Annotated in this window: 26 protein-coding genes, 1 tRNA gene and 2 pseudogenes; 18 read left to right on the top strand and 11 right to left on the bottom strand. The window is 69.7% G+C overall.

The annotated features are described in order from the left end of the window. Positions 1–14: 14 nt before the first annotated feature. The 10 genes from BN12_RS04270 to BN12_RS23345 all read left to right on the top strand — a co-directional run bounded on the left by BN12_RS04270 (position 15) and on the right by BN12_RS23345 (position 10,868). Positions 15–1,262: a hypothetical protein gene (locus BN12_RS04270; RefSeq protein ID WP_157635339.1), complete on the top strand. Its 1,248-nt coding sequence runs from the start codon at positions 15–17 to the stop codon at positions 1,260–1,262. Between the two features lie 43 nt (positions 1,263–1,305). Continuing rightward, positions 1,306–2,121: a hypothetical protein gene (locus BN12_RS04265; protein WP_157635338.1), complete on the top strand. Its 816-nt coding sequence runs from the start codon at positions 1,306–1,308 to the stop codon at positions 2,119–2,121. Continuing rightward, entirely contained in the window at positions 2,118–3,287 is a 1,170-nt protein-coding gene (locus tag BN12_RS04260; RefSeq protein ID WP_048550339.1) for a hypothetical protein, read from the top strand. The genes BN12_RS04265 and BN12_RS04260 overlap by 4 nt, the downstream gene beginning before the upstream one ends. Next, positions 3,284–4,699 carry a hypothetical protein gene (locus BN12_RS04255; protein ID WP_048550337.1) on the top strand — a complete coding sequence of 472 codons (1,416 nt, stop codon included), beginning with the start codon at positions 3,284–3,286 and terminating at the stop codon, positions 4,697–4,699. Before BN12_RS04260 ends, BN12_RS04255 begins: the two co-directional genes overlap by 4 nt. Beyond that, positions 4,699–6,039, top strand: coding sequence for an AAA domain-containing protein (locus BN12_RS04250; RefSeq protein ID WP_048550336.1), 1,341 nt, complete (start codon positions 4,699–4,701; stop codon positions 6,037–6,039). Before BN12_RS04255 ends, BN12_RS04250 begins: the two co-directional genes overlap by 1 nt. A gap of 95 nt (positions 6,040–6,134) precedes the next feature. Then, positions 6,135–7,760 (top strand): DUF6119 family protein, encoded by a 1,626-nt coding sequence (locus BN12_RS04245; protein ID WP_162233031.1) that lies wholly within the window; start codon positions 6,135–6,137, stop codon positions 7,758–7,760. A gap of 86 nt (positions 7,761–7,846) precedes the next feature. Next, the gene (locus BN12_RS04240; protein WP_235432296.1) at positions 7,847–8,440 is read left to right on the top strand and encodes a type IV toxin-antitoxin system AbiEi family antitoxin domain-containing protein; all 594 of its coding nucleotides are present in this window, start codon (positions 7,847–7,849) and stop codon (positions 8,438–8,440) included. Beyond that, positions 8,437–9,303, top strand: coding sequence for a nucleotidyl transferase AbiEii/AbiGii toxin family protein (locus BN12_RS04235; protein WP_053079950.1), 867 nt, complete (start codon positions 8,437–8,439; stop codon positions 9,301–9,303). The genes BN12_RS04240 and BN12_RS04235 overlap by 4 nt, the downstream gene beginning before the upstream one ends. A gap of 285 nt (positions 9,304–9,588) precedes the next feature. After that, positions 9,589–9,810 (top strand): recombinase family protein, encoded by a 222-nt coding sequence (locus BN12_RS23350; protein ID WP_053079949.1) that lies wholly within the window; start codon positions 9,589–9,591, stop codon positions 9,808–9,810. Between the two features lie 152 nt (positions 9,811–9,962). Next, a complete protein-coding gene (locus BN12_RS23345) occupies positions 9,963–10,868 on the top strand; it encodes a recombinase zinc beta ribbon domain-containing protein (protein WP_162233030.1) in 906 nt (301 codons plus the stop codon). Between the two features lie 178 nt (positions 10,869–11,046). On the opposite strand, the gene BN12_RS04225 is transcribed toward BN12_RS23345, so the two are convergent. Beyond that, positions 11,047–11,119: transfer RNA gene (locus tag BN12_RS04225), tRNA-Ala, on the bottom strand. 117 nt (positions 11,120–11,236) lie between these two features. On the opposite strand from BN12_RS04225, the gene BN12_RS04220 reads away from it, so the two are divergent. Further along, on the top strand, positions 11,237–12,394 hold the full coding sequence (locus tag BN12_RS04220; RefSeq protein ID WP_048550332.1) for an AI-2E family transporter: 1,158 nt from the start codon (positions 11,237–11,239) through the stop codon (positions 12,392–12,394). 467 nt (positions 12,395–12,861) lie between these two features. Here the strand turns inward: BN12_RS04220 and BN12_RS04215 are convergent, their stop codons facing one another. From BN12_RS04215 to BN12_RS04190, 6 genes are all read right to left on the bottom strand, one after another. Then, positions 12,862–13,533 (bottom strand): response regulator transcription factor, encoded by a 672-nt coding sequence (locus BN12_RS04215; protein ID WP_048550331.1) that lies wholly within the window; start codon positions 13,531–13,533, stop codon positions 12,862–12,864. Continuing rightward, complete coding sequence (locus BN12_RS04210; RefSeq protein WP_200901141.1) at positions 13,530–14,957, bottom strand: sensor histidine kinase; 1,428 nt, start codon at positions 14,955–14,957, stop codon at positions 13,530–13,532. Before BN12_RS04210 ends, BN12_RS04215 begins: the two co-directional genes overlap by 4 nt. Positions 14,958–14,992: 35 nt before the next feature. Beyond that, the gene (locus BN12_RS04205; RefSeq protein WP_048550329.1) at positions 14,993–15,349 is read right to left on the bottom strand and encodes a hypothetical protein; all 357 of its coding nucleotides are present in this window, start codon (positions 15,347–15,349) and stop codon (positions 14,993–14,995) included. A gap of 41 nt (positions 15,350–15,390) precedes the next feature. Beyond that, on the bottom strand, positions 15,391–16,188 hold the full coding sequence (locus BN12_RS04200; RefSeq protein WP_157635336.1) for a polyphosphate polymerase domain-containing protein: 798 nt from the start codon (positions 16,186–16,188) through the stop codon (positions 15,391–15,393). Between the two features lie 5 nt (positions 16,189–16,193). Beyond that, positions 16,194–16,862 carry a DUF4956 domain-containing protein gene (locus BN12_RS04195; protein WP_048550324.1) on the bottom strand — a complete coding sequence of 223 codons (669 nt, stop codon included), beginning with the start codon at positions 16,860–16,862 and terminating at the stop codon, positions 16,194–16,196. Between the two features lie 254 nt (positions 16,863–17,116). Next, positions 17,117–18,109, bottom strand: a complete 993-nt coding sequence (locus tag BN12_RS04190) for a hypothetical protein (protein WP_157635335.1) — start codon at positions 18,107–18,109, stop codon at positions 17,117–17,119. Between the two features lie 199 nt (positions 18,110–18,308). Here BN12_RS04190 and rpmB point away from each other — a divergent pair, with 199 nt between their 5' ends. From rpmB to BN12_RS04165, 7 genes and pseudogenes are all read left to right on the top strand, one after another. Continuing rightward, positions 18,309–18,545: a 50S ribosomal protein L28 gene (gene rpmB, locus BN12_RS04185; protein ID WP_048550320.1), complete on the top strand. Its 237-nt coding sequence runs from the start codon at positions 18,309–18,311 to the stop codon at positions 18,543–18,545. Then, positions 18,545–18,846 (top strand): annotated as a pseudogene (gene rpsN, locus BN12_RS04180) (30S ribosomal protein S14). Before rpmB ends, rpsN begins: the two are co-directional and overlap by 1 nt. Positions 18,847–18,888: 42 nt before the next feature. Next, positions 18,889–19,176 carry a type B 50S ribosomal protein L31 gene (locus BN12_RS04175; RefSeq protein WP_048550317.1) on the top strand — a complete coding sequence of 96 codons (288 nt, stop codon included), beginning with the start codon at positions 18,889–18,891 and terminating at the stop codon, positions 19,174–19,176. Then, positions 19,173–19,296: pseudogene (gene ykgO / locus BN12_RS23640) on the top strand (type B 50S ribosomal protein L36). Before BN12_RS04175 ends, ykgO begins: the two are co-directional and overlap by 4 nt. Further along, positions 19,296–19,457 carry a 50S ribosomal protein L32 gene (gene rpmF, locus BN12_RS04170; protein ID WP_048550314.1) on the top strand — a complete coding sequence of 54 codons (162 nt, stop codon included), beginning with the start codon at positions 19,296–19,298 and terminating at the stop codon, positions 19,455–19,457. The pseudogene ykgO and the gene rpmF overlap by 1 nt, the downstream one beginning before the upstream one ends. 4 nt (positions 19,458–19,461) lie before the next feature. Further along, positions 19,462–19,653, top strand: coding sequence for a GTP-binding protein (locus tag BN12_RS23635; RefSeq protein ID WP_083454402.1), 192 nt, complete (start codon positions 19,462–19,464; stop codon positions 19,651–19,653). Continuing rightward, the gene (locus tag BN12_RS04165) at positions 19,593–19,976 is read left to right on the top strand and encodes a CobW C-terminal domain-containing protein (protein WP_053079947.1); all 384 of its coding nucleotides are present in this window, start codon (positions 19,593–19,595) and stop codon (positions 19,974–19,976) included. Before BN12_RS23635 ends, BN12_RS04165 begins: the two co-directional genes overlap by 61 nt. A gap of 24 nt (positions 19,977–20,000) precedes the next feature. On the opposite strand, the gene BN12_RS04160 is transcribed toward BN12_RS04165, so the two are convergent. The 4 genes from BN12_RS04160 to BN12_RS04145 all read right to left on the bottom strand — a co-directional run. Beyond that, positions 20,001–20,738 (bottom strand): GNAT family N-acetyltransferase, encoded by a 738-nt coding sequence (locus BN12_RS04160; protein WP_235432295.1) that lies wholly within the window; start codon positions 20,736–20,738, stop codon positions 20,001–20,003. After that, positions 20,704–21,198, bottom strand: coding sequence for a MogA/MoaB family molybdenum cofactor biosynthesis protein (locus BN12_RS04155; protein ID WP_048550311.1), 495 nt, complete (start codon positions 21,196–21,198; stop codon positions 20,704–20,706). Before BN12_RS04155 ends, BN12_RS04160 begins: the two co-directional genes overlap by 35 nt. Beyond that, complete coding sequence (gene moaC, locus BN12_RS04150) at positions 21,195–21,755, bottom strand: cyclic pyranopterin monophosphate synthase MoaC (protein ID WP_083454400.1); 561 nt, start codon at positions 21,753–21,755, stop codon at positions 21,195–21,197. The genes BN12_RS04155 and moaC overlap by 4 nt, the downstream gene beginning before the upstream one ends. Then, on the bottom strand, positions 21,755–22,668 hold a 914-nt coding region (locus BN12_RS04145), incomplete at its 5' end, for a molybdopterin molybdotransferase MoeA (RefSeq protein ID WP_053079946.1). The genes BN12_RS04145 and moaC, both read right to left, overlap by 1 nt.

Below are 22,668 nucleotides of genomic sequence, written 5' to 3'. Positions count from 1 at the left end.
GTGAAGTGGGCACGTTGGAGTTCATCAACCCGAAAATTGGTACTGCTTCGGACCCCGTCGACTCTTGGTATCGCTACTATGCGGGCTACTCGGCTGGGTTCGTTGAGCAAGCGTTGAGTGAACTGGTCGGCTCGGCGGAACTAGTGCTAGACCCGTGGAACGGGACCGGCACCACCACTGTCGTCGCGGCAAGCAAGAACGTCCCCGCGATCGGTCTCGACGTAAACCCAGCGCTCGTGGTGGTAGCCCGGGCGAGGCTGCTCGGCGCGGGGGTGTGGGCAAGCATCGACCCGCTCGGGCAAGACGTTGTCTCGCACGCGGCGAGCGTCGACCTGGATGAAGACCCACTACTGTTCTGGTTCACGCCCGAGTCCGCGGGATCTCTTCGCGGACTACAGCAGAGCGTCCATCGACTTCTGGTGGACCCTGCCTTGGCCTCTCGGCCGGCGTACCAGGGAGCCTCCGGCATGAGCACGCTGGCCGCCTTCTTCTATACCGTCCTGTTCCGGACAGTGCGGGTGCTCATCGCGCCTCGCGGTGGCACGAACCCGACGTGGTGGAAGCGGGTTGTCGAGGCGGACCGACTTGACCCGAGCCGCGAGGCGATAGTCAAGCAGTTCCGGGCGTCAGCAACGGAGCTAGCTGCTGGTCTCCACCGGGACAACTTCGACGGCGGTGTCGACGTTCAGGCACGCCTCGGTGACAGTCGGCATTTGGCCCTCGATGCCAACACCGTCGGTGGCGTCGTAACCTCCCCGCCGTACTGCACCCGGATCGACTACGGGGTGGCTACCCGGCCGGAACTGGCCATCCTCGGCGCCGGCGAGCATGACCTCAAGGAGCTACGCGACCAGATGGTCGGCACGCCGACGATGACCGGCAAGCGTGGCGCGGCCGAGCAATGGGGGCCCACTGCGGCCACCTTCCTCGACGGCGTAGCCGCTCACGCTAGTAAGGCATCGGCGGGCTACTACACCAACTACTTCCGGCAGTACTACGCCGGCATGTGGGACTCCCTAGACGAGTTGAGACGGGTCTTGAAGGACGGCGCACCCGCGGTGCTAGTCGTGCAGGACAACTACTACAAGGACCTGCACAACGACACGGCGAAGATCCTGGGGGAGATGGCGACCACACTCGGGTTCGAGACCGCCGAGCGACACGACTTCCCGGTCATCCGCAACCGGGCGAGCATGAACCCCCGGACCCGGCAGTACCGCACGAGGGCCTCGGCCGTGGAGAGCATCCTCCTCCTCCGCTGAGAGATAACATGGAAAACGTGGAATCCGTGGTAGCATGGCTTCCATGGAATCCACGCGGGAGCTGGTCGAGGTGGTCGCCGCGCTCAGCAATGCCAACGACGCGCTGATCGAGGCAACGACCTCCGGCGACGCGGCCGAGGTGAACCGACTGCTCCAGCACGTAGCCGTGCTGGAGCGGCGGCGCAACCGGCTGGTGCACACCAAGCAGGACTCCACGCCAGTCGCCTCCCCGTACGAGTCCTCGATCCCGCTGCGCGATCAGGTGATCCGAGCCCTGCAACTCACAGGTCGCCCGTCCAGCGCCCGGCTGGTCTCCGATGCCACCAAGGCCCGCTGGGCCGAGCGCGTCGACACCGCCAAGCTCTCCTCGCTGCGACGAGACGAGGCCAGAAGTTGGCGGAAGTCGCAGGAGCTGCCCGGCCGACAAGAACGCGACGTCTACGTCGTGCCGGCCCTGACCTACGACCGGTTCACACCCGTGCGCGGAACGGTCGCCCTGTCCACCTGGCCCACCAGCGAGCGATTGATCGCACCGCTGTCCCCACGAGTCGACATGCTGCACAGCGCCATCGCCCTGGCGGGTGAGGCCATCACCCTGACCAATACGAACTACGAGGCGCCCATGCTGCGCTTGGTCGCCCGGCTTGGAGCCACCATCCCCGGCGTCAAGCCCTTCGGCGCTGACCCTCGCCCCGTGATCGATGCTGCCCGAGCAGAGCTGGAGGAGATCGAGGAGACCGACGAGAACGAGCGGTCCGATGCCTCGGAGCGAGCCCACGTCCAGCTGGACCGCGAGTCGCTCCTATTTGGCACCGCGATTCGCACGCTCACCTCCCGCGCCGCCGGAGGCTCACGATGACCAGCGCGCCGGTCACGCTCGAGAGCTTCCGCGGCGAGTTCCCGCGCCAACCCCTCAACGCCCGTCGTGTCGCCGGCGCACTCGATGCACCCGGGTGCCAGCGCCGGACCGCGCTCGACGCCGCCGGGGTCAACCTCGACAAGCTCGGCAGCCTGATCAGCGGCGAGCCCCGCGACCGGCAGTCGCCGTTCGCCCTGACCCGCGGCAACCAGTTCGAGCAGCAGGTGGTCGCCAACGGGATGGCCGAGATCGTCGCGCTCGCACGGCGCCACCTCGACCTGACGATCCCCGAGGTCCGCCAACACGACCTGTCCGCGGCCGCCCTGCGCGAGGCCTACCCCGGCGTCACCGGCGCCAGGATGAACGAACTCCGAGCGCGGCTCACCCGCCAGCGCACTGAGGAGATGCTCACCGACCCAGCCCAGGCCTACAACCTCATCCGCCACGCCATGACCCGAATCGACTTCGGCGGCGAGACCGTCTTCCTCGAGCAGGACGTCCTGGCCTTCGCCATTGACGGACGCATCCACGTCGTCGAGATCAAGTCCTACCCGCGCATCGATGGCCGCGCCGACCCCACCAAGGCGTCCGCGACCGTCCGCCAGACCGCGGTCTATGTGCTGAGCCTGCAACAGCTCGTGGTCGAGATCGGCGCACCGCCCGAGGTGGTCAACACCACCACGATGATCGTGCTGCCGGAGAACCTCTCGTTCCGGCCTACCGCGGTGACCATCGACATCGACATGTACGTGCGCCGCCTGGCCCACCAGCTCGCCTCCGTCCCCCGCGCCGCCGACATCCTCGACGCCATCCCCGATGGCACCCAGTTGCCGGCCCACCCCGACGACGGCGCCGACAACGACGAGGTCGCCGCGGCGGCGACGGCAGCCCGCGAGGCCCTCGCCGTCCTGCCCCCGCGGTTCACCGATGGCTGCGTCTCCTGCCCGCTGTTCCACTCCTGCCGGGACGAGGCAGAGCGGCACGGCTCCATCGCCCGGCTCGGCACCGCAGTGGCGGGTTCGTGTGGCAACGTCACGAGCATCACCGCGGCGCTCGACCTCGCCGACGGCCGTCGGGCACCGTCCAACGCATCCGAAGCCGCTGTCGCCGCCGCCCTCGCCCGCGGAGCCGCCGCGGCCCGGATCGCTACGAGGGGACTCGCATGAACGCCCTGCGCACCCACCAGACCCTCCAGGCTGCCGCCGAGCGACGCGCCGTCCCCACGACGACTCGTCGACACGCCCACCTCAGCTCCCGCCCGCTCGTTGTCGTCGGCTACCACCTCGCCGGCGACCCCGGCGCGCCGCTCGCCTTGGTCTGGGGTACTGCTCGAGACGAGACACCGCACTGCACGGTCGTGCCCGAACCCCGCAACCGCGCCCTCCGATTCGAGGCACTCGACGAGTTCGCCACTGACCTTCTGACCTACCTGTCGCAGTTCGAGGCCAGGGACGATGACGGCACGTGCGTGGACGCCCCGCAGCTCGTGGTCCCCAACGCGGCAACTGCCGAATGGCTCGGCGGGATCGTCGGACGCTTCACCCGCAACCTCCGCACCGACGGTGACGCGCCGCCCCCGGCGTCGGTCCCGACGACAGGCAAGCACCTGTCCTTCTTCGGCGACCTGCCTCCGGGAAGCAGCCTGGTGATCGCCGCCACCGAGGCCCTCACCCTCCACTGGCAGACCGGGCAGCTTCCCTCCGAGGACCTCAACCTCGCCGCCCTGCTGGGATGGATCGCCCCACCCGACGGGCTGGACGGCCCCGCGGCAGCCCGGCTGGGCGAACAGGCACCTCCAGCCGGACCCGACTCCGACCCCAACTGGGACGCCAAGGTTCTCGCGGACCTGATCCAGAGCTGGCACGCTGCCAGAGACGACCAGGCCGCACAGGCAGCGGTGCGCGAGGAGCTCGAAGCTGACGCCCGCGAGCAGCTGATGCCCGCGTGGCTGGCCTGCTGGAACGCCCTGGACCAGCTCGCCGCCCTGTCGGCCGGAGACCACGTCGCAGACCGGTGGCTGTCCGACCGCAAGGCGTGGACAGCCCACAGCGCCCGGATGGCCGAAGGTCGGGCCTTCTTCCGCAACATCCCTACTCCGCTCCAGGCAGCGACCCGGTTGCGCTTCTTGGAGTCGCGTACCGAGGAGTTCCAGCGCGAGATGGCGTGGGACGACCCACTGGTCATGGCGGCTCTGGTTGCCTCCGGAGAGGCTCTCGCCGGACGAGTCGTCGCCGTGGATCCCAGCCGCCAGACCCTCAACGCCAACGGGCGGAGGCAGCGGCGACCAATGATCACCATCGAGCCCACCCTCGACTTCGCACGGCCAGCCGGAACCAACCTCTACCTCGCGACTCATCCGAGCGTGAAGCTGGAGGTCCTGCCTAACGACGCCAGCGGACTGATCCACGCCGAAGTGCTCAAGGGCGCCAACCAGACCAAGACCGTCGGCCTTCTGCCCACCGCGGGCGACGAGATCGTCTTAAGCCCCTACGGGCGGACCGAGTTCTACCAGCGCTCGACAGTGCAGGAGATTCCCTGGACCCACCTGCAGCTCGTCGACGACAGCGAGGAGTCGTAATGCACGCCGAGCCCGTGACTCCTGCGGAGGCCGCCGCCGCCACCCGCGAGCAGATCTGGTCCACCCTCACCGAGGGTGGCCGCTCCACACTGGTCGACAGCCCTCCCGGTGCCGGCAAGTCCACCCTCGTACGCGAGATCGGTCGGCGCGCCCACCGACAGGCCCAGGTACCCATCGTTGTCCAGACCAACGACCAGGCCGACGACATGGTCCGCGGATACATCGCAGACCAGCGCCGGGGAGCTGCACCCGTGCGGCTGGGGCGCCTCCACGGCGGCGATTACCTGCCGCCCGCCGACATACGTGCCGAGCAAGGCTTGAGCTTCAGCAAGTCGATCAACGATCTTCGCGACTGCGACGTCATCGTGGCCCCGGCCGCCAAGTGGGCCACCGTCGACTTCGACCACTCCTGGCCCTTCGGGATCGTGGACGAGGCCTATCAGATGCGCTCGGATGCGCTGCTCCCGATCGGGGCGATGATGAGCTCGTTGTTGATGGTGGGCGACCCCGGCCAGCTCGCGCCGTTCACCACCGCTGACGACACCCGGTTCCGGGGCCGGCCGCTGTCACCGGTCGAGACCGCCGCCGCCACCATTCTGACCACCCAACCAGAGACCACGCGGCTGGCCCTGCCGGTCTCCTGGCGACTGCCCAGTCACGCAGCCCACCTGATCTCCGACGCCTTCTACGAAATCCCCTTCACCGCCGGCACTCAGCCTCACCAGCGTCGCCTGCGCCGGGGAGTCACTCCACTCCACCGTGGACGGGCAGCAGACGCCGTGCACACAGCCGCGCGGGCCGCGTGGGCCTACCTCGAGCTGGACGACGTGCCCATGCCCACCACCGATCCCGATGCCGTTCAGGCGATCGTCGACGTCGTCGAGGAGCTCATCAACGCCAACATCACCCTTGAGGACGAGTACGGCACCCGGACCCTGCTGCCAAGTAACATCGCCGTTGGGGTCACCCACCGGGATCAACGCGACCACGTCCGGACCGCGCTCCAGGCCAACCGCGCCCGCACCGGGCTGCCGGTCGATGAGGTCGTCGTCGACACCGCCAACGTGCTTCAGGGCCGCGAGTTCCAGGTCGTCGTGGTCTGGCATCCCCTCTCGGGCCGCCGTGACGCCAGCCAGTTCCACCTCGATGCCGGCCGGTTGTGCGTGCTGCTGAGTCGACATCGCCAAGCCTGCATCGTCATCTCTCGCGGCGGCATCCGCGACCAGCTCGCGTCCCATGCACCAACAGAACCAGTCTGGCTCGGCGAATCAGCTCCAGTCCTGGACGGTTGGCACGCCCATCTCGCTGTTCTGGACCACCTAACAGCCCATGCGGTCTAGGAAGACTGCCCTATGCAACTGAACGTCTTCAGGATTGTTCGACTGAGCGCCTGCGAAACCATTGCTGATCTATCCAGTCGGCGAGGAGAACTAGCGTGCCCACACAGCGACTGACGATCTTTCTCCTGCGTGACGTCGACAAACTTGATGACGCCCTTGCCGACGATGGTGCCGTGGGGCTGGATGCGAGAGACCTGACCGCTGCATCAGGTCTCTCGGGTCGGTTCTACTCGAAGAAGAGCTTTCCTAGGGCACCAGCTTGGGCCAGGTATGTCGAGCCGGCCGTGGAAGGCGGCGTACAAGGGCTCCGATCAGCGTCGGCATCCGGGCTACTACTACTGAGCGTCGATGAGCACACCTTCGCGTTGACCTTTGGCTACGGCCGAAGCTTCCTGAACCAGGCGAAGATTGAACGGCGCTTCGGGCTCAAGGTGGCGCTGAACCTGATCGACGAACGCCAGATTCGCAGTCTTGATACGAAGAAGTTCGATGAAATGGTCGTGTCGACCAACACGCAGACAAGCCGGACCACAGAGCTGCCGACTTTTGGTGTCGACATACTCAGGGACATTCTCCGAGCAGTCACGGGGATCGCGCCGGAGAACAGCGGCTATAGGTCGGTGAGCGGAGCCGACGCACTCGTCCTCGGAGTAGACCAGCCGGTCACCAACCTCCCAGCACTCCTTCGCGATCTCTACTCGCACTACACGGCCACCAAGTACCGGGCGGCGTTCGGTTGGGTAGACCACCTCGCGGAGGTGAGAGATCCGGGCCGTATCGAGGCGCTGGACTCGCTGCTGATCGAGCAGCTCAGGACGTGCGACACGAGCACGACGCACATGGCGATGCCCGAGAACTTGGAGTGGGAAGATATCGAACACTTCCTGATCGTGCCGACCAAGCGGCAGACGGACTTCGAAGAGCTCGACCTTGACAGATATCTTGCACAGCCTGCGACGAAGACCGCTGAGATCACAGTCGGTCACCTCAGGCACCGAAAGATCTTCGTCAAGTTCATCAGCAGCGCCGATGCCGTCGCCCGATGGAGCGTCTACCAGTGCCTCGTCTCCGAGCAGAAAGTCGACGGGAAGCTCTACGTCCTCATCGAAGGCCGATGGTTCGTAGTCGCGGACTCGCTCGTCAGCCAAGTGGACACCGCCATTTCCGGACTCCCAAGCGCAACGGTCACACTTCCGGCTGGGCGTCCTGGTGAGGCCGAACGCGAGTACAACGCAAGAGCCGCCGCAGCTTCGGCGGACCTAACGCTGCTCGATAGAATGCTCGTCGCCCCAGATGGGGCGCCGACGAGGATCGAGTTCTGCGACCTCATGAGCACCGACGGATCGCTTGTCCACGTCAAGCGGAAGTCGCGCTCCTCCACCCTGAGCCACCTCTTTGCACAAGGTCATGTCTCCGCCGAGGCCTTCGCCGATGGCAAGCTCCGCGATCAGGTGCGTTCGGCGATTCAGAACGCAGCCGGCGCCACGGACCCTTCCCCATGGCTCAATCTCATCCCTCCGAGTGACTCCAACGCAGCACGCGACACGGTGACTGTGACCTATGCAGTAGTCGCCAACTCATCCGCGACCGGTGTCGAGTGGCTCCCGTTCTTCAGCCGCCTCACCCTCATGCAGACAGTACGAGATCTCAACCGACTCGGGTTCACCAAGATCGCCCTGATGCGAGTACCCGTCGAGGCCGAAACTTCGTCCAACGACTGAGCGAGAGTCGATCGTAGGGGGATCACCGAGGGTGTCGATGGAAGGGATCGCGAGAGGCGACACGATCCGTCATCAGCTATAGTTAGGTGTATACGTTTCATTTCAACAAGGAGGTGCTGGCGATGCCCACGCTCCGGCCAAGCACGGCCGGGGATGCCTGCATGTCGCGCAGCGGGCTCTACCGTGCGGCGCGTGAGGGACGGTTGGAGCGGATCGCTCGAGGCATCTACCTGCCGGCGGATGCTCCGGCGGCGGACTGGGACTGGATCGAGGCAGCGACCCGTCGCCGGGATGCGACGATCTGCTTGACGTCAGCACTCGCTTATCATGAGCTGACGGTCGTGATTCCCGCTGCGTTGGATGTCGCGATCCCGCGCGGGTCACGTACGCCGGCGACCACGGGAGCGATCGCGTGGCATCAGTTCGACCGGCCAACGTTCGAGATCGGCCGGGAGGAGATCCCGATTCCGGGCACGGATCAGACGATCGGGATCTACTCGGCCGAGCGGTCGATCGCGGACGCGTTCCGGATGCGTGGCGAGGTCGGGTACGAGCTGGCACGGGAAGCGTTGAAGGAGTGGCTGCGCCGCGGCGGGAAACCAACCCATCTGATGGAGATCGCCTCTCGGCTCCCTCGGGCGAAGTCCCCTCTCCTCCAGGCATTGGAGGCGCTGGCGTGAGTGTGGGCGACGAGGTGTTCCGCCGCATCCAGTCCGCGGCACGCTCGGCAGCGGCGAAGGCTGGGACGGGTGCGCCGACGCAAGAGTATCTGATCCGGCACACGCTGGAGTCGTTCCTGGACCGATTCACTCGCACCGCCCATGCCGAGGACTTCGTGCTCAAGGGCGGGATCCTGCTGGCCGCCTACGGCGTACGGCGCCCAACGAAGGACGCGGACGCGAACGCCATCGGAGCGGACGTCACCGCTGACCACCTGATTGCCGTGGTTCGCGACATCGCCGCCGTGGAGACCGATGACGGGGTGGTGTTCGATCTCGACTCGATCAGCGTGCAGGAGATCCGCGAGCACGCCGACTACCCCGGGTTCCGGGTGCGGGTCGGTGCGTCGATCGGGCCGTGGAAGGGCACCGCTGCGTGGGATATCTCCACTGGAGATCCGATCGTGCCCGCACCGCGGCAGGTGCGCATCGATCGCGTCGTGGGCGAACCGCTCGTGCTGCTCGGCTATGCGCCCGAGACGACGATCGCCGAGAAGGGCGTGACCATCCTGGAGCGGGGGATCACCAGCACGAGGTGGCGCGACTACGTCGACATTGTCCAGCTCGTCCGGCAGGGCATCGATACCGATGAACTGCTTCGCTCAGCGCGGGCCGTCGCCCGCTACCGGGGCGTCACCCTCGAACCCATCGCACCGCAGGTGATCGGCTACGGGCAAATCGGTCAGGCCAAATGGGCGGCATGGCGTCGCAAGGAACGACTGGAGGAGGTCTGTGAAGCAGACCTCGACCAGCAGATGGCACTGGTGGCCTCTTACCTGGATCCGGTGTTCAGTCAGGGGGACACCGCGCCGCCTCGCATATAGCACGTGCCCGCGCCCGAAGCGTTGGGGGCATGACTGCTACAACCACTCACGATTCGATGTCGCCGCTTCGGGCGGTGTCCTATGTCCGTGTCTCCACCCTCGATCAGGCCCGCCGCGGTTCTGAGCCGGAGGGGTTGTCGATCCCGGCGCAGAGGGAGGCGAACCGGCGGCGGGCGTTGGAGATGCGCGCTGGTGGTGGCGGAGTTCGTCGAACGTGGCCGCTCGGGCAGATCGCTGGAGCGGCCGGAGTTGCGGCGGATGTTGGAGTACATCTAGGACCGCCCGGTGGACTTCGTGATCGTGCACACGATCGACCGCCTCGCTCGCAACCGCGCCGACGACGTGGCGATCACGAAGACAATCCAGGGAGCGGGCGCGTACCTGGTCTCTACAACTGAGGCGATCAGCACGACGCCGAGCGGGAGGCTGCTGCATGGGATCATGGCGTCCATCGCGGAGTTCTACTCCCAGAACCTCGCTACCGAGGTGATGAAGGGGATGCGGTAGAAGGCGATCCAGGGAGGAACGCCGGGGCGGGCGCCGCTCGGCTATCTCAACGAGCGTCGCTTCGACGATGGCCGTGAGGTCCGCACCATCACGATCGACCCGGAGCGGGCTGAGCATGTCGTCTGGGCGTTCCACGCCTACGCCGCTGGCGAGTGGAGCGTCACCCGTCTGACCGCCGAACTGGGATCACGTGGCCTGACGACCAGGCCGGGACCGAACACCCCGGCAGGGCCGTTGACCGTGAACGGGCTGCACCGTCTGCTGCGCCGCCCGTATTACTGTACAAGGGTGTCGTCGTCCACAACGGCGTCGAACATCCCGGGCGGCACGAGCCACTGATCGACCAGGTGACTTGGTCGACAGTCCAGGACATCCTCACCAGCCGCCGCAACGGCGAGCGTTCACGCGAGCACGATCACTACCTCAAGGGCACGGTGTTCTGCGTCGAGTGCGGCAGGCGGCTGATCGTGCAGCACACGCGGACCAAGGCCGGCCGAGTCTACGAGTACTTCGTCTGCCACCGAAGCCGAGACACGGTCTGCCCGCAACGCAAGGCCCTGCCGATCGCCCAGGTCGAGCAGCGGGTCGCGGACCTCTACCGCACGATCGAGCTGAATCCGGCCCAGCGTGAACGCATCGAACAGATTGTGCTCGTGAAGCTCCACCGACAGCAGGCAGTCAACGACGAACGACTCACGCAGATCGCAGTCGAGGCCCAGACGATCGACGCGAATCAGGCCAAGCTGCTCGAGGCCTACTACGCCGGCGCTATCCCTCGGGAGCTGTTCCTCACCCACCAACGACGCCTCAACGCCGAACAGGCGAACCTCGTCCGCGAGAAGGCGAAGATGGAATCCAACAACGCCGACATCCGGCAGCGCCTCTGCGACGCCCTCGACCTGCTCCAAGACGCCCACGCAACCTACACCGATGCGCCAGTCACGGTGCGGAAGCAACTCAACCGAGCCATCTTCGCCGGGATCTTCCTCGGCCCAGATCCCACCCAGATCCGCGCCGAGCTCAACGAGCCCTTCGCCAGCATCACCCAACCCGGATGAGACCCCGCCAACCCAAGTCGCCGTAGTAGAACCTCTTTGGCGATGAAGCAAGGAGAACCTACTCAAACCACGTGCTGATGCCAACGCCCAGGGCTGACTGCGCGCCCGGAGACGACTGAGGCCGCCCTCTCGGACGGCCTCACAAGCGTCAGTTGCACTTTTGATAAGAGCAACTGGGTGGAGCTGAGGGGATTCGAACCCCTGACCTTCTCGTTGCGAACGAGACGCGCTACCAACTGCGCCACAGCCCCATGGGGCAGGCGAAACGATAACACTGGGCGCGCGGCGACACGAAAACGGGACGTAGGCTCGGACGCGTGGGGTCGCATACCGGCCCCGACACCGCCTGACCGATCGAGGGGGATCCCATGTCCGACGACGCGAGCGTCGTGCCGGCCGGGGTGCGCGCCGCCGCCGAGTGGACGTGGCGGCTGCTGCTCATCGGCCTCGGCATCTACGTCGTGGGCCGGGTCCTCGGGCACTTCACCGAGGTCGTCGTCCCCGTCGTCGTCGCCCTCCTCCTCGCCGCGCTCCTCGGCACCCCGACGCGGGCGATCGCCAGGGTGATCCCCCGCGGGGCGGCCGCCGGCATCATCGTCATCGGGACGCTCGCGGCGATCGTCGGATCGCTCACCATCGTCGGCACCCAGTTCTCGAACGGCTTCGACGACATCGTCGACCAGGTGGCCCAGGGGATCACCCAGATCCGGACCTGGATCAACGAGACGTTCGGCATCACCGACAGCCAGTTCACGACGTGGTTCGACAACCTCCGTCACGCGGTCCAGCAGAACGGCAACCTCGCCTCGACGGCGACCCAGGCCGGAGTGACGGCGACCCATTTCGTCGCCGGCCTGTTCATCACGCTGTTCAGCCTCTTCTTCTTCCTCTACGACGGTGAGCGCATCTGGGCCTGGGTCGTCCGTCTCTTCCCGCGTCGGGCCCGGGACCGGGTCGACTCCTCCGGGGAGATCGCGTGGCGGCAGCTCACGTCGTTCACGCACGCCACCGTGCTCGTCGCGGCGGTCGACGCCATCGGCATCGCGCTCGGAGCGGCGATCCTGCGCGTGCCGTTCGTCGTCGCCATCGCGCTCCTGGTCTTCATCGGCGCGTTCGTGCCCGTCGTCGGCGCGACGATCAGTGGCATCGTCGCCGTGCTCCTCGCGCTCGTCGCGCACGGTCCGCTCGTCGCCCTCATCATGCTCGGCGTCATCATCGCGGTCCAGCAGATCGAGGCGCACGTCCTGCAACCGTTCCTCCTCGGCCGGGCGGTCCGTGTCCATCCGCTCGCCGTCATCCTCGCGCTGGCCATCGGCGTCATCGTCGCGGGGATCTTCGGCGCCCTCATCGCCGTCCCCTTCGCGGCCTGCGTCAACGGCGTCGTCCACCACCTCTTCGAGGAGCCCGCGGAGCCGACGCCCGACCCGTCCGAGGAGGACACCGGCGCGCTCGACCCCGAGCCGGTCCCCGCCCGCGACGAGGTCGGCGAGGGTGGCCGGCGCGCCGAACGCCGTACCGACGGCTGAGCGAGTCGGGCCTCCCGGACTCGTCGGCCGACCTCCTGGAGTCCTCCGAGCTTCGGCAGATGCGGGGTTGTCGTGGTCGCTCGGCTCGTTCGACCACGAAAAGCCCGCACCTGCCGACGCGAGCTCAGGGCGCGTGCGGGGTTGTCGTGGTCGCTCGCCTCATTCGACCACGAAAAGCCCGCACCTGTCGACACGGCTCAGGGCGTATGCGGGGTTGTCGTGATCAGGTCCGTCGCGGGCGGGCGGGACGAATCCTTCTGGGGAAGCTGGCCAGAGCCAGGACTCTGGCCAGCTTCCCCACGAGGCCTCGACGCCCTCTGGCTCCCGCACGTGCCGAGAAGATGTCGCCCGAACCCCTTCGCGACGACAACAACTCGGCACGTGCGGGGGTTGTCGTCGGTCGACCTCGCTCACCCAGCCACGAAAAGCCCACACCTGCCGAAGCCGGGGTGGACGCGCCGAGCGGATCAGGCCGAGGCCCGGTCGCGCAGGCGGTACCCGACTCCCCGGACGGTCTCGATGCGTCCCTCCCCGAGCTTGCGCCGCAGGTACCGGACGTAGACGTCGACGACGTTGGACCCTGGGTCGAAGTCGAACCCCCAGACCCGGCTGAGCAGCTGCTCCCGGGTGAGGACCTGCTCGGGGTGGCGGACGAACATCTCCGCGAGCGCGAACTCCCGTGCGGTGAGGTCGACGGCGCGGCCCTCGACGACGGCGCGGCGCCGTCGCAGGTCGAGCTCGACCCCGCCGGCTCGCAGCACGTCGTCCTCGGCGGACCCCGGCTCACGCAGCCGGAGGCGGATCCGCGCGAGGAGCTCGTCGAAGGCGAACGGCTTGCGGACGTAGTCGTCGGCACCCCCCTCGAGACCGGCGACGATGTCCGAGACCTCGTCGCGGGCGGTGAGGATGACGATCGGGAGGCTCACACCTCGGGCGCGCAGCCTCCGGAGCACCGAGAACCCGTCGAGCTCCGGGAGCCCGATGTCGAGGATGACGAGGTCGAAGCGACCCGACTCCGCGAGCAGGGCGGCGCTCTCGCCGTCCGACGCGGTCTCCGTCGTGAACCCTTCGCGCAGCAGCCCCTTCTCGATGAAGGAGGCGATCCGCGCCTCGTCCTCGGCGATGAGTATGCGACTCATGACACCTCCTGCCGTCGGGCGGGGATCTCGATCGTGAACCGCGACCCGACGCCGACCGCGCTGTCGAGGCGGACCCGGCCCCCGTGCGCCTCGGCGATCGAGGAGACGATGGCGAGCCCGAGTCCGAGTCCTTCGCGGGACCCGGCCGGCCGAGGTCCTCCCGCACGGACGGCCCGATGGAAGATCCGCTCACGCTCGGCGGGGGTCACGCCGGTACCGGTGTCCCGGACCCACACCGAGGCCACGCCCGAGCCGTCGGTGCGGGCGCCGAAGGCGATGGTGTCCGCCTCCCGCGTGTGCTCGACCGCGTTGGCGGCGAGCTGGAGCAGCGCCTGGGTGAGTCGCTGCGCGTCGGCGTCGACGATCCCCTCGTCGAGGGCGTCGATGACCCAGTGGCGCGGAGCCAGCGCCTGGGCCTTGGCGAGGACCTCGATGACGAGGTCGGCGAGCGGGACCTCCCCGAGGGTGACGAAGTCCGGCCGGTCCGACCGCGCGAGGAGGACGAGGTCGTCGACGAGCCGGGTCATCCGGTCCAGCTCGTCGAGGACGAGCAGGCGCGTCTGCTCCCGCTCGACAGGGTCCTCGTCCATGAGCTCGAGGTGGCCGCGGACGACGGTCAACGGGGTTCGCAGCTCGTGGCTCGCGTCGTCGAGGAACCGGCGTTGTCCCTCGAAGGCGCGCTGCAGTCGGTCGAGCATGTGGTTGAAGGTCTCGGCGAGGCGCGACACCTCGTCGTCGCCGGTCACCTCGACGCGACGGTCGAGGTCGGTCTCGCCGATGCGGCTCGCCGCCCGGCGCACGACCTGGATCGGGGCGAGGACGCGCCCGGCGACGAACCAGCTGCCGACCCCGGCGAGCCCCAGCGCGCCGACGCCGACGAGGCACAGCACGCGGACGAGCCCCCACGCCTCCGCCCGCGACGGCCCGGCGAACTCGACGGCGACGAGCGCGCCCGTCGTCGGCGGCGAGCCGTCGACGCGGACGGGGAACACGGCATACCGCACCGGCCCGGCGGTCGACGAGGCATCCCCGAGGACCGGCTCGCTCGCGTCGGCAGCCACCGAGACGACCGCCGGGTCGAGGTCGACGCGCGCGAGGGGCTGCTGCGCGCTCCGGCTCACCGCCCGGCCGTCGACGACGCTGAAGAAGGTCTCGTCGTCCTCGGGGAGGTTCTCCCGGAGGAATGCGTCGAGCAGCTCGGTGGCGCTGGCGAGCGGCTGGCCCGTCGCCGGGTCGACCCCGCGCGCCGCGAAGCCGCGCAGCTTGTCACCTTCGTGGGAGAGCTCGAGGTCCAGCTGGGTGTCGGCGCGTGCGATGACGACGCGCCCCACGACGACGACGAGGACCGCGACGGTCAGGGCGACGAGGAGCGCGAGCCAGGCGACGATCCGCCCGCGTGCCGAGTGCCGTATGCCGTCCGTCACGGACCGCAGACGAGGGAGCCGTCGGGTGCCGACCACTAGTCGTCGCAGCGGTCGTCGATGTCGTCGGCGTCGTCGTCATCGTCGTCATCCGCACCGGCGGGACACTGGCTCGGCACGGGCACGCGAAGCGCGCCGGACGAGCTCGGAGCGGGCGTCGGGGAGGCGGTATGCGACGGGGCCGTGGTCCGCGGCGACGGCGACCCCGACGTGGGCCCCGCCGACGACGGGGAAGGCGGCGTGGACGACGGCGAAGGATTCGTCGGGGGCGGTGTCATGACGACGACCTCGCCGAGCTCCGCGTCGTCGGAGGAGGCGAGGGCGCCGGTGCCGACCCACACGACCCCGAGCACGAGAAGCGCGCTGGTGAGCAGAGCCCAGCCGATCCGTCCCATGGCGTCCAGTCTGGCAAAGCCCTCCCGGAGCCGGCGCGCGGTCATGCCGCCCACCCCGCCCGGCCCACCCCGGGCGTGGGGCGCCAGCCGAACTGTCGGCGCATGATCCGGTGCCACGGGTTGCTGCGGACCGACGGCTCGAGGAGCGCCACGGCGAGGCAGTACTTGCTCGCCGAGACCGGCCGGTAGCCACCCGCGGCGAGGGCCCGGTCGACCGCACCCCGCGGACCGGCCGTCTTCGACTCGACGAGCGTCCACGCGGGTCGCGCCCTCACGACCCGCTCGCCCCGGGAGAAGCGAAGACCCGCGTCGACCGTCGTCCGCTCCTGCCGGCCCACGAGGAAGGTGCAGCGCAGATAGCTCGTCGCCGCCGCCGGCCGCCACGGACCCGCGACGAACGGCACCCGTTCGGCGACGAAGGCCTCACCCTCGGGGCCGATGACGTCGGCGCGGACGGCGTCCCACGGCATCCGATCCTTGAGGGTGAGATCCCGGCTGCCGCTTCGCTTGACCTCGAGAACGCACTCGCCGGAGTCGGCATACGTCCGCGTGCGGACCTTGGCGCGGATCCGGCGGCCCTGCACATGGTCGCGATAGCACCGCAGGTCCGCCGTGTCGAAATAGACGCTCTCGTAGCGGAACTGACGCACCCCCTCGATCTCGAGGCAGCGGGATCCGGTGAGCACAGGCCCGAGCAGGGTCGTGAGGTCAGCGGAGCGGACGAGGTACTTGCGGTCCACTCTCTCCTGGAGGGCTGCGGCGTCGAAGACCTCGGCGAGGCTCGTCGGGCCGGCCCGCTCCGCGAGGTCGAGAGCAGCGGCGACGGCGGGGTCGGTCATCGGGATCACCGCCCCGAGAGCGCCGGCTCGGCCCTCCGAACCGGCTCCACGGTCCGCTCCGCGTCGAGCGACACCGCCGGACGGGGCTCCGCCGGACGGGGCTCCGCCGGACGGGGCTCCGCCGGCGCCCCCGCGCCGCGCACGTAGCGGACGTCGACGACGGTGACGTCGCGGACGAGGTCGGCCTCGAGGACGACGAGCTGACGGACCCGCCCGCCGACGAGCCGCTCGACGGCGGCCCTGGCCGTGCGGTCGTCGGGGTAGGCGGCGTCGAGGGTGAGGACGATCCGGCGGGAGGACCGGAGCATCCAGGGAGCGTCGACGAGGGCGATCGTGAGGACGATCCCGGCGGCCAGCGCCGGGCTCACCCAGGCGGGGTCGGGATGGAGGCCGGCGAGGAGCCCGAGCGCGAGAGCCGTGAAGTAGTAGGCGATCTCCTCCTGGGCGATCTGGTCCGACCGCAGCCGGATGATCGACAGGATGCCGAAGAGCCCGAGGCCGAGCCCGAGGCCGGCACCGGCCGAAGAGAGCGCGAGGGTGACGGCGAGGACACCGGTGTTGAGCGCGACGAAGGCGAGGAGCAGGTCACGCCGTCCGTGGCGGCGGTGGTAGAGGCCGAAGGTGAGGACGCCGATGGCGACGACATCGGTCGCGACGGCGATCGCGGCGGTCATGGTGGTTCCTTCCGGTCGGGGACGGCTCCACCGTCCGGTCACCGGATGAGATCACCGTGAGACGACGATGAGAGAGCTCTCATCCGCCTCGTATGCCGGACCTCCTGTATGCGAGGCCCCGGGACTCCCGTGCTGTCGGGTTCCCCGCTGCCCGGGCTCGCGCGGGGTCGAGGTCACGCGGGTTCAGCATCCCGCCGTCGGGGCGCCCGTGACGGTCGACGAGGGCGGTGCTCAGGCGCCGGCTGCCGGGTCGCTCAGGCGCCCGCGGCGCGCCGACGGGAGGCCAGCTCGACCGGAACGTCGTCGGGGATGTCGTCGTCCGCCGGGACCGCGGCGACCGGTTCGGGTGTCACCGTGGACGGCTGCGGGCGCTCGACCCTGGCCTTCATCGTGTAGGTCGGCGGGGGCACCGGCCGGGGGTCCCAGGTCAGCGGGATGTCGTCCTCGTCGACGAACTGGCCGGGCGCGGGCGTGTGGGGAACCGGCTCGGGGTCTCCGTCGTAGACCTCCGACCGCGGGTCGTCGTCGGCGGCGGTCTCGTCGCCGGTTCGCTCGGGCAGCTGGTCGCCGAGCGGCTCGTCGTGGTCAGCAAGGTCGCGGGCGAGGCCGCCCCGGTCGACACCGGACCTCGACGTGGCGGGCCGGGCGACGCGAGAGGCCTTCACCCGGCGGCGGTCGACGCGGGTGAGGGCACGCAGACCGACGAGTGCACCGACCCCGGGCAGGAGTGCGACGACCGGCGCCCACCACAGGAAGGTCGTGAAGGGGACGAGGGCCGCGATGAGGAACGCGGCGACGACAGAGGCCAGCAGGAGGAGGCCGAGGGCGGCACGCACGGGTCGCGGGGACCGTCTACGAGGCGCCCGGTCCGCCATGACGGGGCGGCGGTCGAAGGCGGGCGAGGACGATCCGCGGCTGCCTCGCGGGTCGTCCGAGGTCGGTGCCGAGCCGCCGGATCCGACGCTCTCCGAAGCCATCTCGTCGCCCCGGGGCGCCGGGGTCGCGGCCGCCATCTCATCCGCCCTCGTGACGAGGATCCGCGGACGCGCGGACGACATGGCATACGTCGACGACGCGGCAGAGGACTCGGAGCGCGGGGCGCGGCGGGCCAGGACCCGCATCGACTCGGAGAATCGGTCCATCGAGCGGGCGGTCGACAGGTGCTCGCGCCGGCGGATCCAGTACTGCGTGAAGTAGGCAGCCCAGACCCCGACGATGACAAGAAAGATCAGGCCGCTCGGGGACACGTGTCGACGGTAGACGGGTGCGTTGCGCATCACGCACACGTGGTGCGGCGTGTCGTCAAAGTGACTGCTGTGGCGCCCGATTCAGGGACCCTCCGGGAGGGCCCGACCGGCCCTCTCGACATCCCCGAACGAGCATCGATTCTCGATAATGATTATCATTAGCTATGGTTGCTCGACCAGTCCCTCGGAAGGAGAAGGCATGTCCGCCGTCTGCCAGGTCACGGGCAAGCGTCCCGGGTTCGGCAACGCGATCTCGCACTCGCACAGGCGCACCAGGCGTCGGTTCGATCCCAACATCCAACGCAAGAGGTACTGGGTGCCCTCGCTCGGCCGGCACGTCCGGCTCACGGTGTCCACCAAGGGGATGAGGACCATCGACAAGCGCGGGATCGACGTCGTCGTGGCGGAGCTGCTCGCTCGAGGGGAGCGGCTCTGATGGCGAAGACGTCGAAGATCGTGCGCAACGAACAGCGGCGCGCCGTGTCGAGCGCTACGCCGCACGGCGCGCGGAGCTCAAGCGGGTGATCGCCTCGCCGCGCTCGACCCCGGAGGCCAGGCGGGCCGCGGTCGTCGAGCTGCAGCGCCAGCCTCGCGACGCCAGCCGGACCCGGCTGCGCAACCGCGACGTCGTCGACGGACGCCCACGCGGCTACCTCGGCGCGTTCGGGCTCAGTCGTATCCGGCTGCGCGAGATGGCGCACCGGGGCGAGCTCCCCGGTGTCACGAAGTCGAGCTAGTGACCGGCATCCTCCGTCGCCACCCCATCTCCAGGAGGAGACATGAAGCAGGACATCCATCCCGCATACGGCCCGGTCGTGTTCCGCGACGCCTCAGCGGGATTCGCCTTCCTCACCCGATCGACGCTCGCCGGCAGGGCTGCGGGCGGCCCGGGACGTCCCGAGAGGACCGTCGTGTGGACCGACGGCAGGACGTACCCCGTCGTCGACGTGGAGATCTCCTCGGCGAGCCACCCCTTCTACACCGGCACGGCGCGAGTCGTCGACACGGCCGGTCGCGTGGAGAAGTTCAACCGCCGCTACGGCCGACGGAACGGCGGGACGCGATGAAGGTCCGCGCCTCGCTGCGCTCGCTCAAGGACAAGCCGGGCTCGATCGTCGTGCGGCGCCCGGGGCAGGACGTTCGTCATCAACAAGCAGAATCCGCGCTGGAAGGGACGGCAGGGCTGATGGCGGTCCCCAAGCGCAAGCTCTCCCGGAGCCGGACCCGCCGCCGCCGGGCGCAGTGGACGGCGTCCGCGCCGGAGCTCGTCCCCGTGCGCAGCCCGTCCGGCGAGACGGTCCACGTGCCCGCGCGCCTCGCGACCGCTGTCCGGCGCGGCCTGATCTGAGGCCGTGACCGCTCGCCCCCGCGCGCCGCGGTCGACGCCCGCCCAGGTGCCGGTCATCGTTCTGTCGGGGTTCCTCGGCGCCGGCAAGACGACCGTGCTCAACCACCTGCTCCGTGCACCGGGCGCTCGGATCGGATGCATACCGGACAGGCCGAGCAGGGCGGGCAGGGCGGGCACGTCCACGCGGACTCCGTGACCGTGCGAGCGGCGGGACCCGTCGACGCGGCGGCGCTCGTCGACCTCCTCGAGGACCCGCCGCCGTCGGCGTACCGGATCAAGGGCGTCGTCGCCGTCGATGCGGGACGAGGAGCGCGGCCCTACGTCGTCAACGTCGTCGGTCGTCAGGTGCACATCGCCACCGGGCCGGAGGGCGTCGAGCCCGGGCTCGTCGCGATCGGGACGAGCCTCGACAAGGCCGCCGTCAGGGCACGGCTGGAGGGCGCCCTGCGTCCCGCCCGAGGCCGCTCGACACGCGACGGAGTGCGCCGTCTCGTGCAGCACAAGCGCCTCAGCGTCTGAGACGTCCGGCTCAGGGGTGCCGACTCAGGGGGTGTTCGGCGCCGTCAACCGGTCTGCGAGCCGGCCGCCGTCGAGCTCCTCGACGGTCACGGCGAACGACCGGTGGTCGCACCAGGAGCCGGCGATGTGGAGGTAGCGCTCACGAATCCCCTCGTCGCGCAGTCCGAGCTTGCGGACGACGGCGAGGCTGGCGGCGTTCTCGGGCCGGATGTTCACCTCGAGGCGGTGGAGGCCGACGGTGAAGAAGGCATGGTCGGCGGCCGCCGCGAGCGCTGTCGGCATGACCCCACGTCCCGCGACCGCCCGGGCGATCCAGTACCCGGCGTTGCAGCTCCGGAAGGAGCCCATGACGATGTTGCTGAGGTTGACCTGCCCGGCGAGTGACCCGCCGACCTCGATGCCGAAGGGCAGGGCCCGCCCGGCGTCGGCCTCCTCGTCGACGGTCCGCAGCATCTGGGTGTAGGTGCGTCCCGGCTCGGCGGGATTCGGCTGGGTCGCGTCCCAGGGGGCGAGCCACGCGGCGTTCTCGCGCCGGAGGGTGAGGTATGCCGGTTCGTCCTCGGCGGTGAGCGGCCGCAGGACGACGCGGTCGCCCGCCGGTGAGGTGGCCTCGAGCCGCACCGGCCATCCGACGGTCTGACGCCGGTGGAAGATCACCGGGCCCGGCCCGTCGCCGGTGGTCGGGCGGACCTCGACGGTGGCGTCGGCATACCGCATCGCCCCTGCATCAATGGTCGCCGCCCCGGAGCTGGGAGAGGGCATGGCCGAGGACGGGGCCGAGAACCTCGAGGGTGTCGCGGACCCCGCCGGAGGAGCCGGGCAGGTTGACGACGAGCGCGGTCCCGGTGACGCCGGCGAGGCCTCGCGAGAGCATCGCGGTCGGAACGCCCTTGGCGACCCCGGCCGCGCGGATCGCCTCGGCGATCCCCGGCACCTGGCGCTCCACGACCTGGGCCGTCGCCTCCGGCGTGCGGTCCGTCGGCGACAGGCCCGTGCCCCCTGTCGTGAGGACGAGGTCGGCGCCGCTGACGAGGGCCGAGCGCAGGGCCCGCGGAACGTCCGGGCCGTCCGGCACGACGGTCGGGTCCTCGACGTCGGCCCCCCATGCGCGGAGCGACTCGACGATGAGCGGCCCTCCGCGGTCGGGGTAGATGCCGGCCGCGGCCCGGGTCGAGCACGTGATGACGACGGCCCGGACCCCGTCGAGCGGGCCCGCGCTCACGTCTCGCGCCAGTCCCCCGAGCGACCGCCGGACTTCGCGGTGACCCGGATGTCGGTGATGCGGGTGTGCTTGTCGACGGCCTTGACCATGTCGACGACGGTCAGGGCCGCGACGCTCACCGCGGTGAGCGCCTCCATCTCGATGCCCGTCCGGTCGGCGGTCCGCGCCGTCGCCGTGATCTCGACGGCGTCGTCGGCGACGGCGAGGTCGACGGCGACGGCGTGCACGGCGATGGGATGGGCGAGCGGGATGAGCTCCGGTGTCCGTTTGACGGCCTGTATGCCGGCCACGCGCGCGACCGCGAGGGCGTCGCCCTTGGACACTCCGTCGCCACGGAGGGCGGCCACGACCGTCTCGGAGACGAGGACCCGGCCGGCCGCGCTCGCCTCCCGGACGGTGACCGCCTTGCCCGACACGTCGACCATGTGCGCCGACCCGTCGGCCCGCACGTGGGTCAGCGGGGCGCCGGGCGGTGGGCCGGGGTCCGAGGTGGTGCTCAGGCCCCGATCGGGTGCCAGACCGCCAGGGTCGGAGGGTGTGCCGGGGTCTGCGGACATCAGGGGACCGTCCCGAGGAGGGGCAGGCAGAGCAGGACGTCACCGACGTGGACGCGCTCGACCTCAGCAGGGACGACGGCCAGATGCGTCGCCTCGGCGAGCGCGCCGAGCATGTGCGACCCCTGACCTCCCGACCGGCAGATCCGGCGCTCGTCGACGCGGACCCTGGTCAGCTCGACCTTGTGAGCTGCCGACGGCCACTCCTCGCCGGCGACCGCCTCCGTGCCTCGGCCGAGCGGGTCGGGCCATCGCGACGCGTCGACGGACGCGCCGCCGAGCGCCGCGAGAGCGGGCAGGACGAAGACGTGGAAGGAGACGAGCGCGCTGACCGGGTTCCCCGGCAGGGTGATGACCGGAGTGCCGCGGGACCCGACCCGACCGCTGCCCTGCGGCATACCCGGGCGCATGGCGACCTTGGAGAACCGACCGGCACCCGAGGACGACAGCACCTGCTTGACGGTGTCGTAGGCGCCCATCGAGACCCCGCCGGTCGTGATGACGAGATCGGCCGTGTCGCCGGCCTCGGCGAGGGTGGCGGAGACGGACGCCTCGTCGTCGCGGGCGGAGGTCCGCACGGCGACCTCGGCTCCGGCCGCCGTGACGAGGAGGGCGAGCATGAGGGAGTTGCTGTCGACGATCTGCCCCTCCCCCGGCACCTGGCCGACGGGCACGAGCTCGTCACCGGTCGAGACGACGGCGACGCGGGGCCGAGCGCCGACGACGACCTCGCACACACCGGAGGCCGCGGCGAGCGCGACCCGGCCCGGCGACAGGACCCGTCCGTCACCGGCGAGGACGGTGCGACCGCGCTGCACGTCGCCCGCGCGGCGGCGGACGTGCTGCCCGACCGGAGCGGGCTCGCGGATCGAGACCCGCTCGACGCCGCCGTCGGTCGCCTCGACGGGCACGAAGG

This window comes from Nostocoides japonicum T1-X7, assembly GCF_001046855.1.
GTDB lineage: Bacteria > Actinomycetota > Actinomycetes > Actinomycetales > Dermatophilaceae > Nostocoides > Nostocoides japonicum.
Note: the sequence above shows the minus strand (reverse complement) of the source record. Positions and strands in the feature narration are given on the sequence as shown.

Coding starts and splice junctions, on each gene's coding strand:
- BN12_RS04265 (WP_157635338.1), top strand. CDS start 1,306: ATGGAATCCACGCGGGAGCTGGTCGAGGTGGTCGCCGCGCTCAGCAAT.
- BN12_RS04260 (WP_048550339.1), top strand. CDS start 2,118: ATGACCAGCGCGCCGGTCACGCTCGAGAGCTTCCGCGGCGAGTTCCCG.
- BN12_RS04255 (WP_048550337.1), top strand. CDS start 3,284: ATGAACGCCCTGCGCACCCACCAGACCCTCCAGGCTGCCGCCGAGCGA.
- BN12_RS04250 (WP_048550336.1), top strand. CDS start 4,699: ATGCACGCCGAGCCCGTGACTCCTGCGGAGGCCGCCGCCGCCACCCGC.
- BN12_RS04220 (WP_048550332.1), top strand. CDS start 11,237: ATGTCCGACGACGCGAGCGTCGTGCCGGCCGGGGTGCGCGCCGCCGCC.
- BN12_RS04215 (WP_048550331.1), bottom strand. CDS start 13,533: ATGAGTCGCATACTCATCGCCGAGGACGAGGCGCGGATCGCCTCCTTC.
- BN12_RS04205 (WP_048550329.1), bottom strand. CDS start 15,349: ATGGGACGGATCGGCTGGGCTCTGCTCACCAGCGCGCTTCTCGTGCTC.
- BN12_RS04200 (WP_157635336.1), bottom strand. CDS start 16,188: ATGACCGACCCCGCCGTCGCCGCTGCTCTCGACCTCGCGGAGCGGGCC.
- BN12_RS04195 (WP_048550324.1), bottom strand. CDS start 16,862: ATGACCGCCGCGATCGCCGTCGCGACCGATGTCGTCGCCATCGGCGTC.
- rpmB (WP_048550320.1), top strand. CDS start 18,309: ATGTCCGCCGTCTGCCAGGTCACGGGCAAGCGTCCCGGGTTCGGCAAC.
- BN12_RS04175 (WP_048550317.1), top strand. CDS start 18,889: ATGAAGCAGGACATCCATCCCGCATACGGCCCGGTCGTGTTCCGCGAC.
- rpmF (WP_048550314.1), top strand. CDS start 19,296: ATGGCGGTCCCCAAGCGCAAGCTCTCCCGGAGCCGGACCCGCCGCCGC.
- BN12_RS04165 (WP_053079947.1), top strand. CDS start 19,593: ATGCATACCGGACAGGCCGAGCAGGGCGGGCAGGGCGGGCACGTCCAC.
- BN12_RS04160 (WP_235432295.1), bottom strand. CDS start 20,738: ATGCCCTCTCCCAGCTCCGGGGCGGCGACCATTGATGCAGGGGCGATG.
- moaC (WP_083454400.1), bottom strand. CDS start 21,755: ATGTCCGCAGACCCCGGCACACCCTCCGACCCTGGCGGTCTGGCACCC.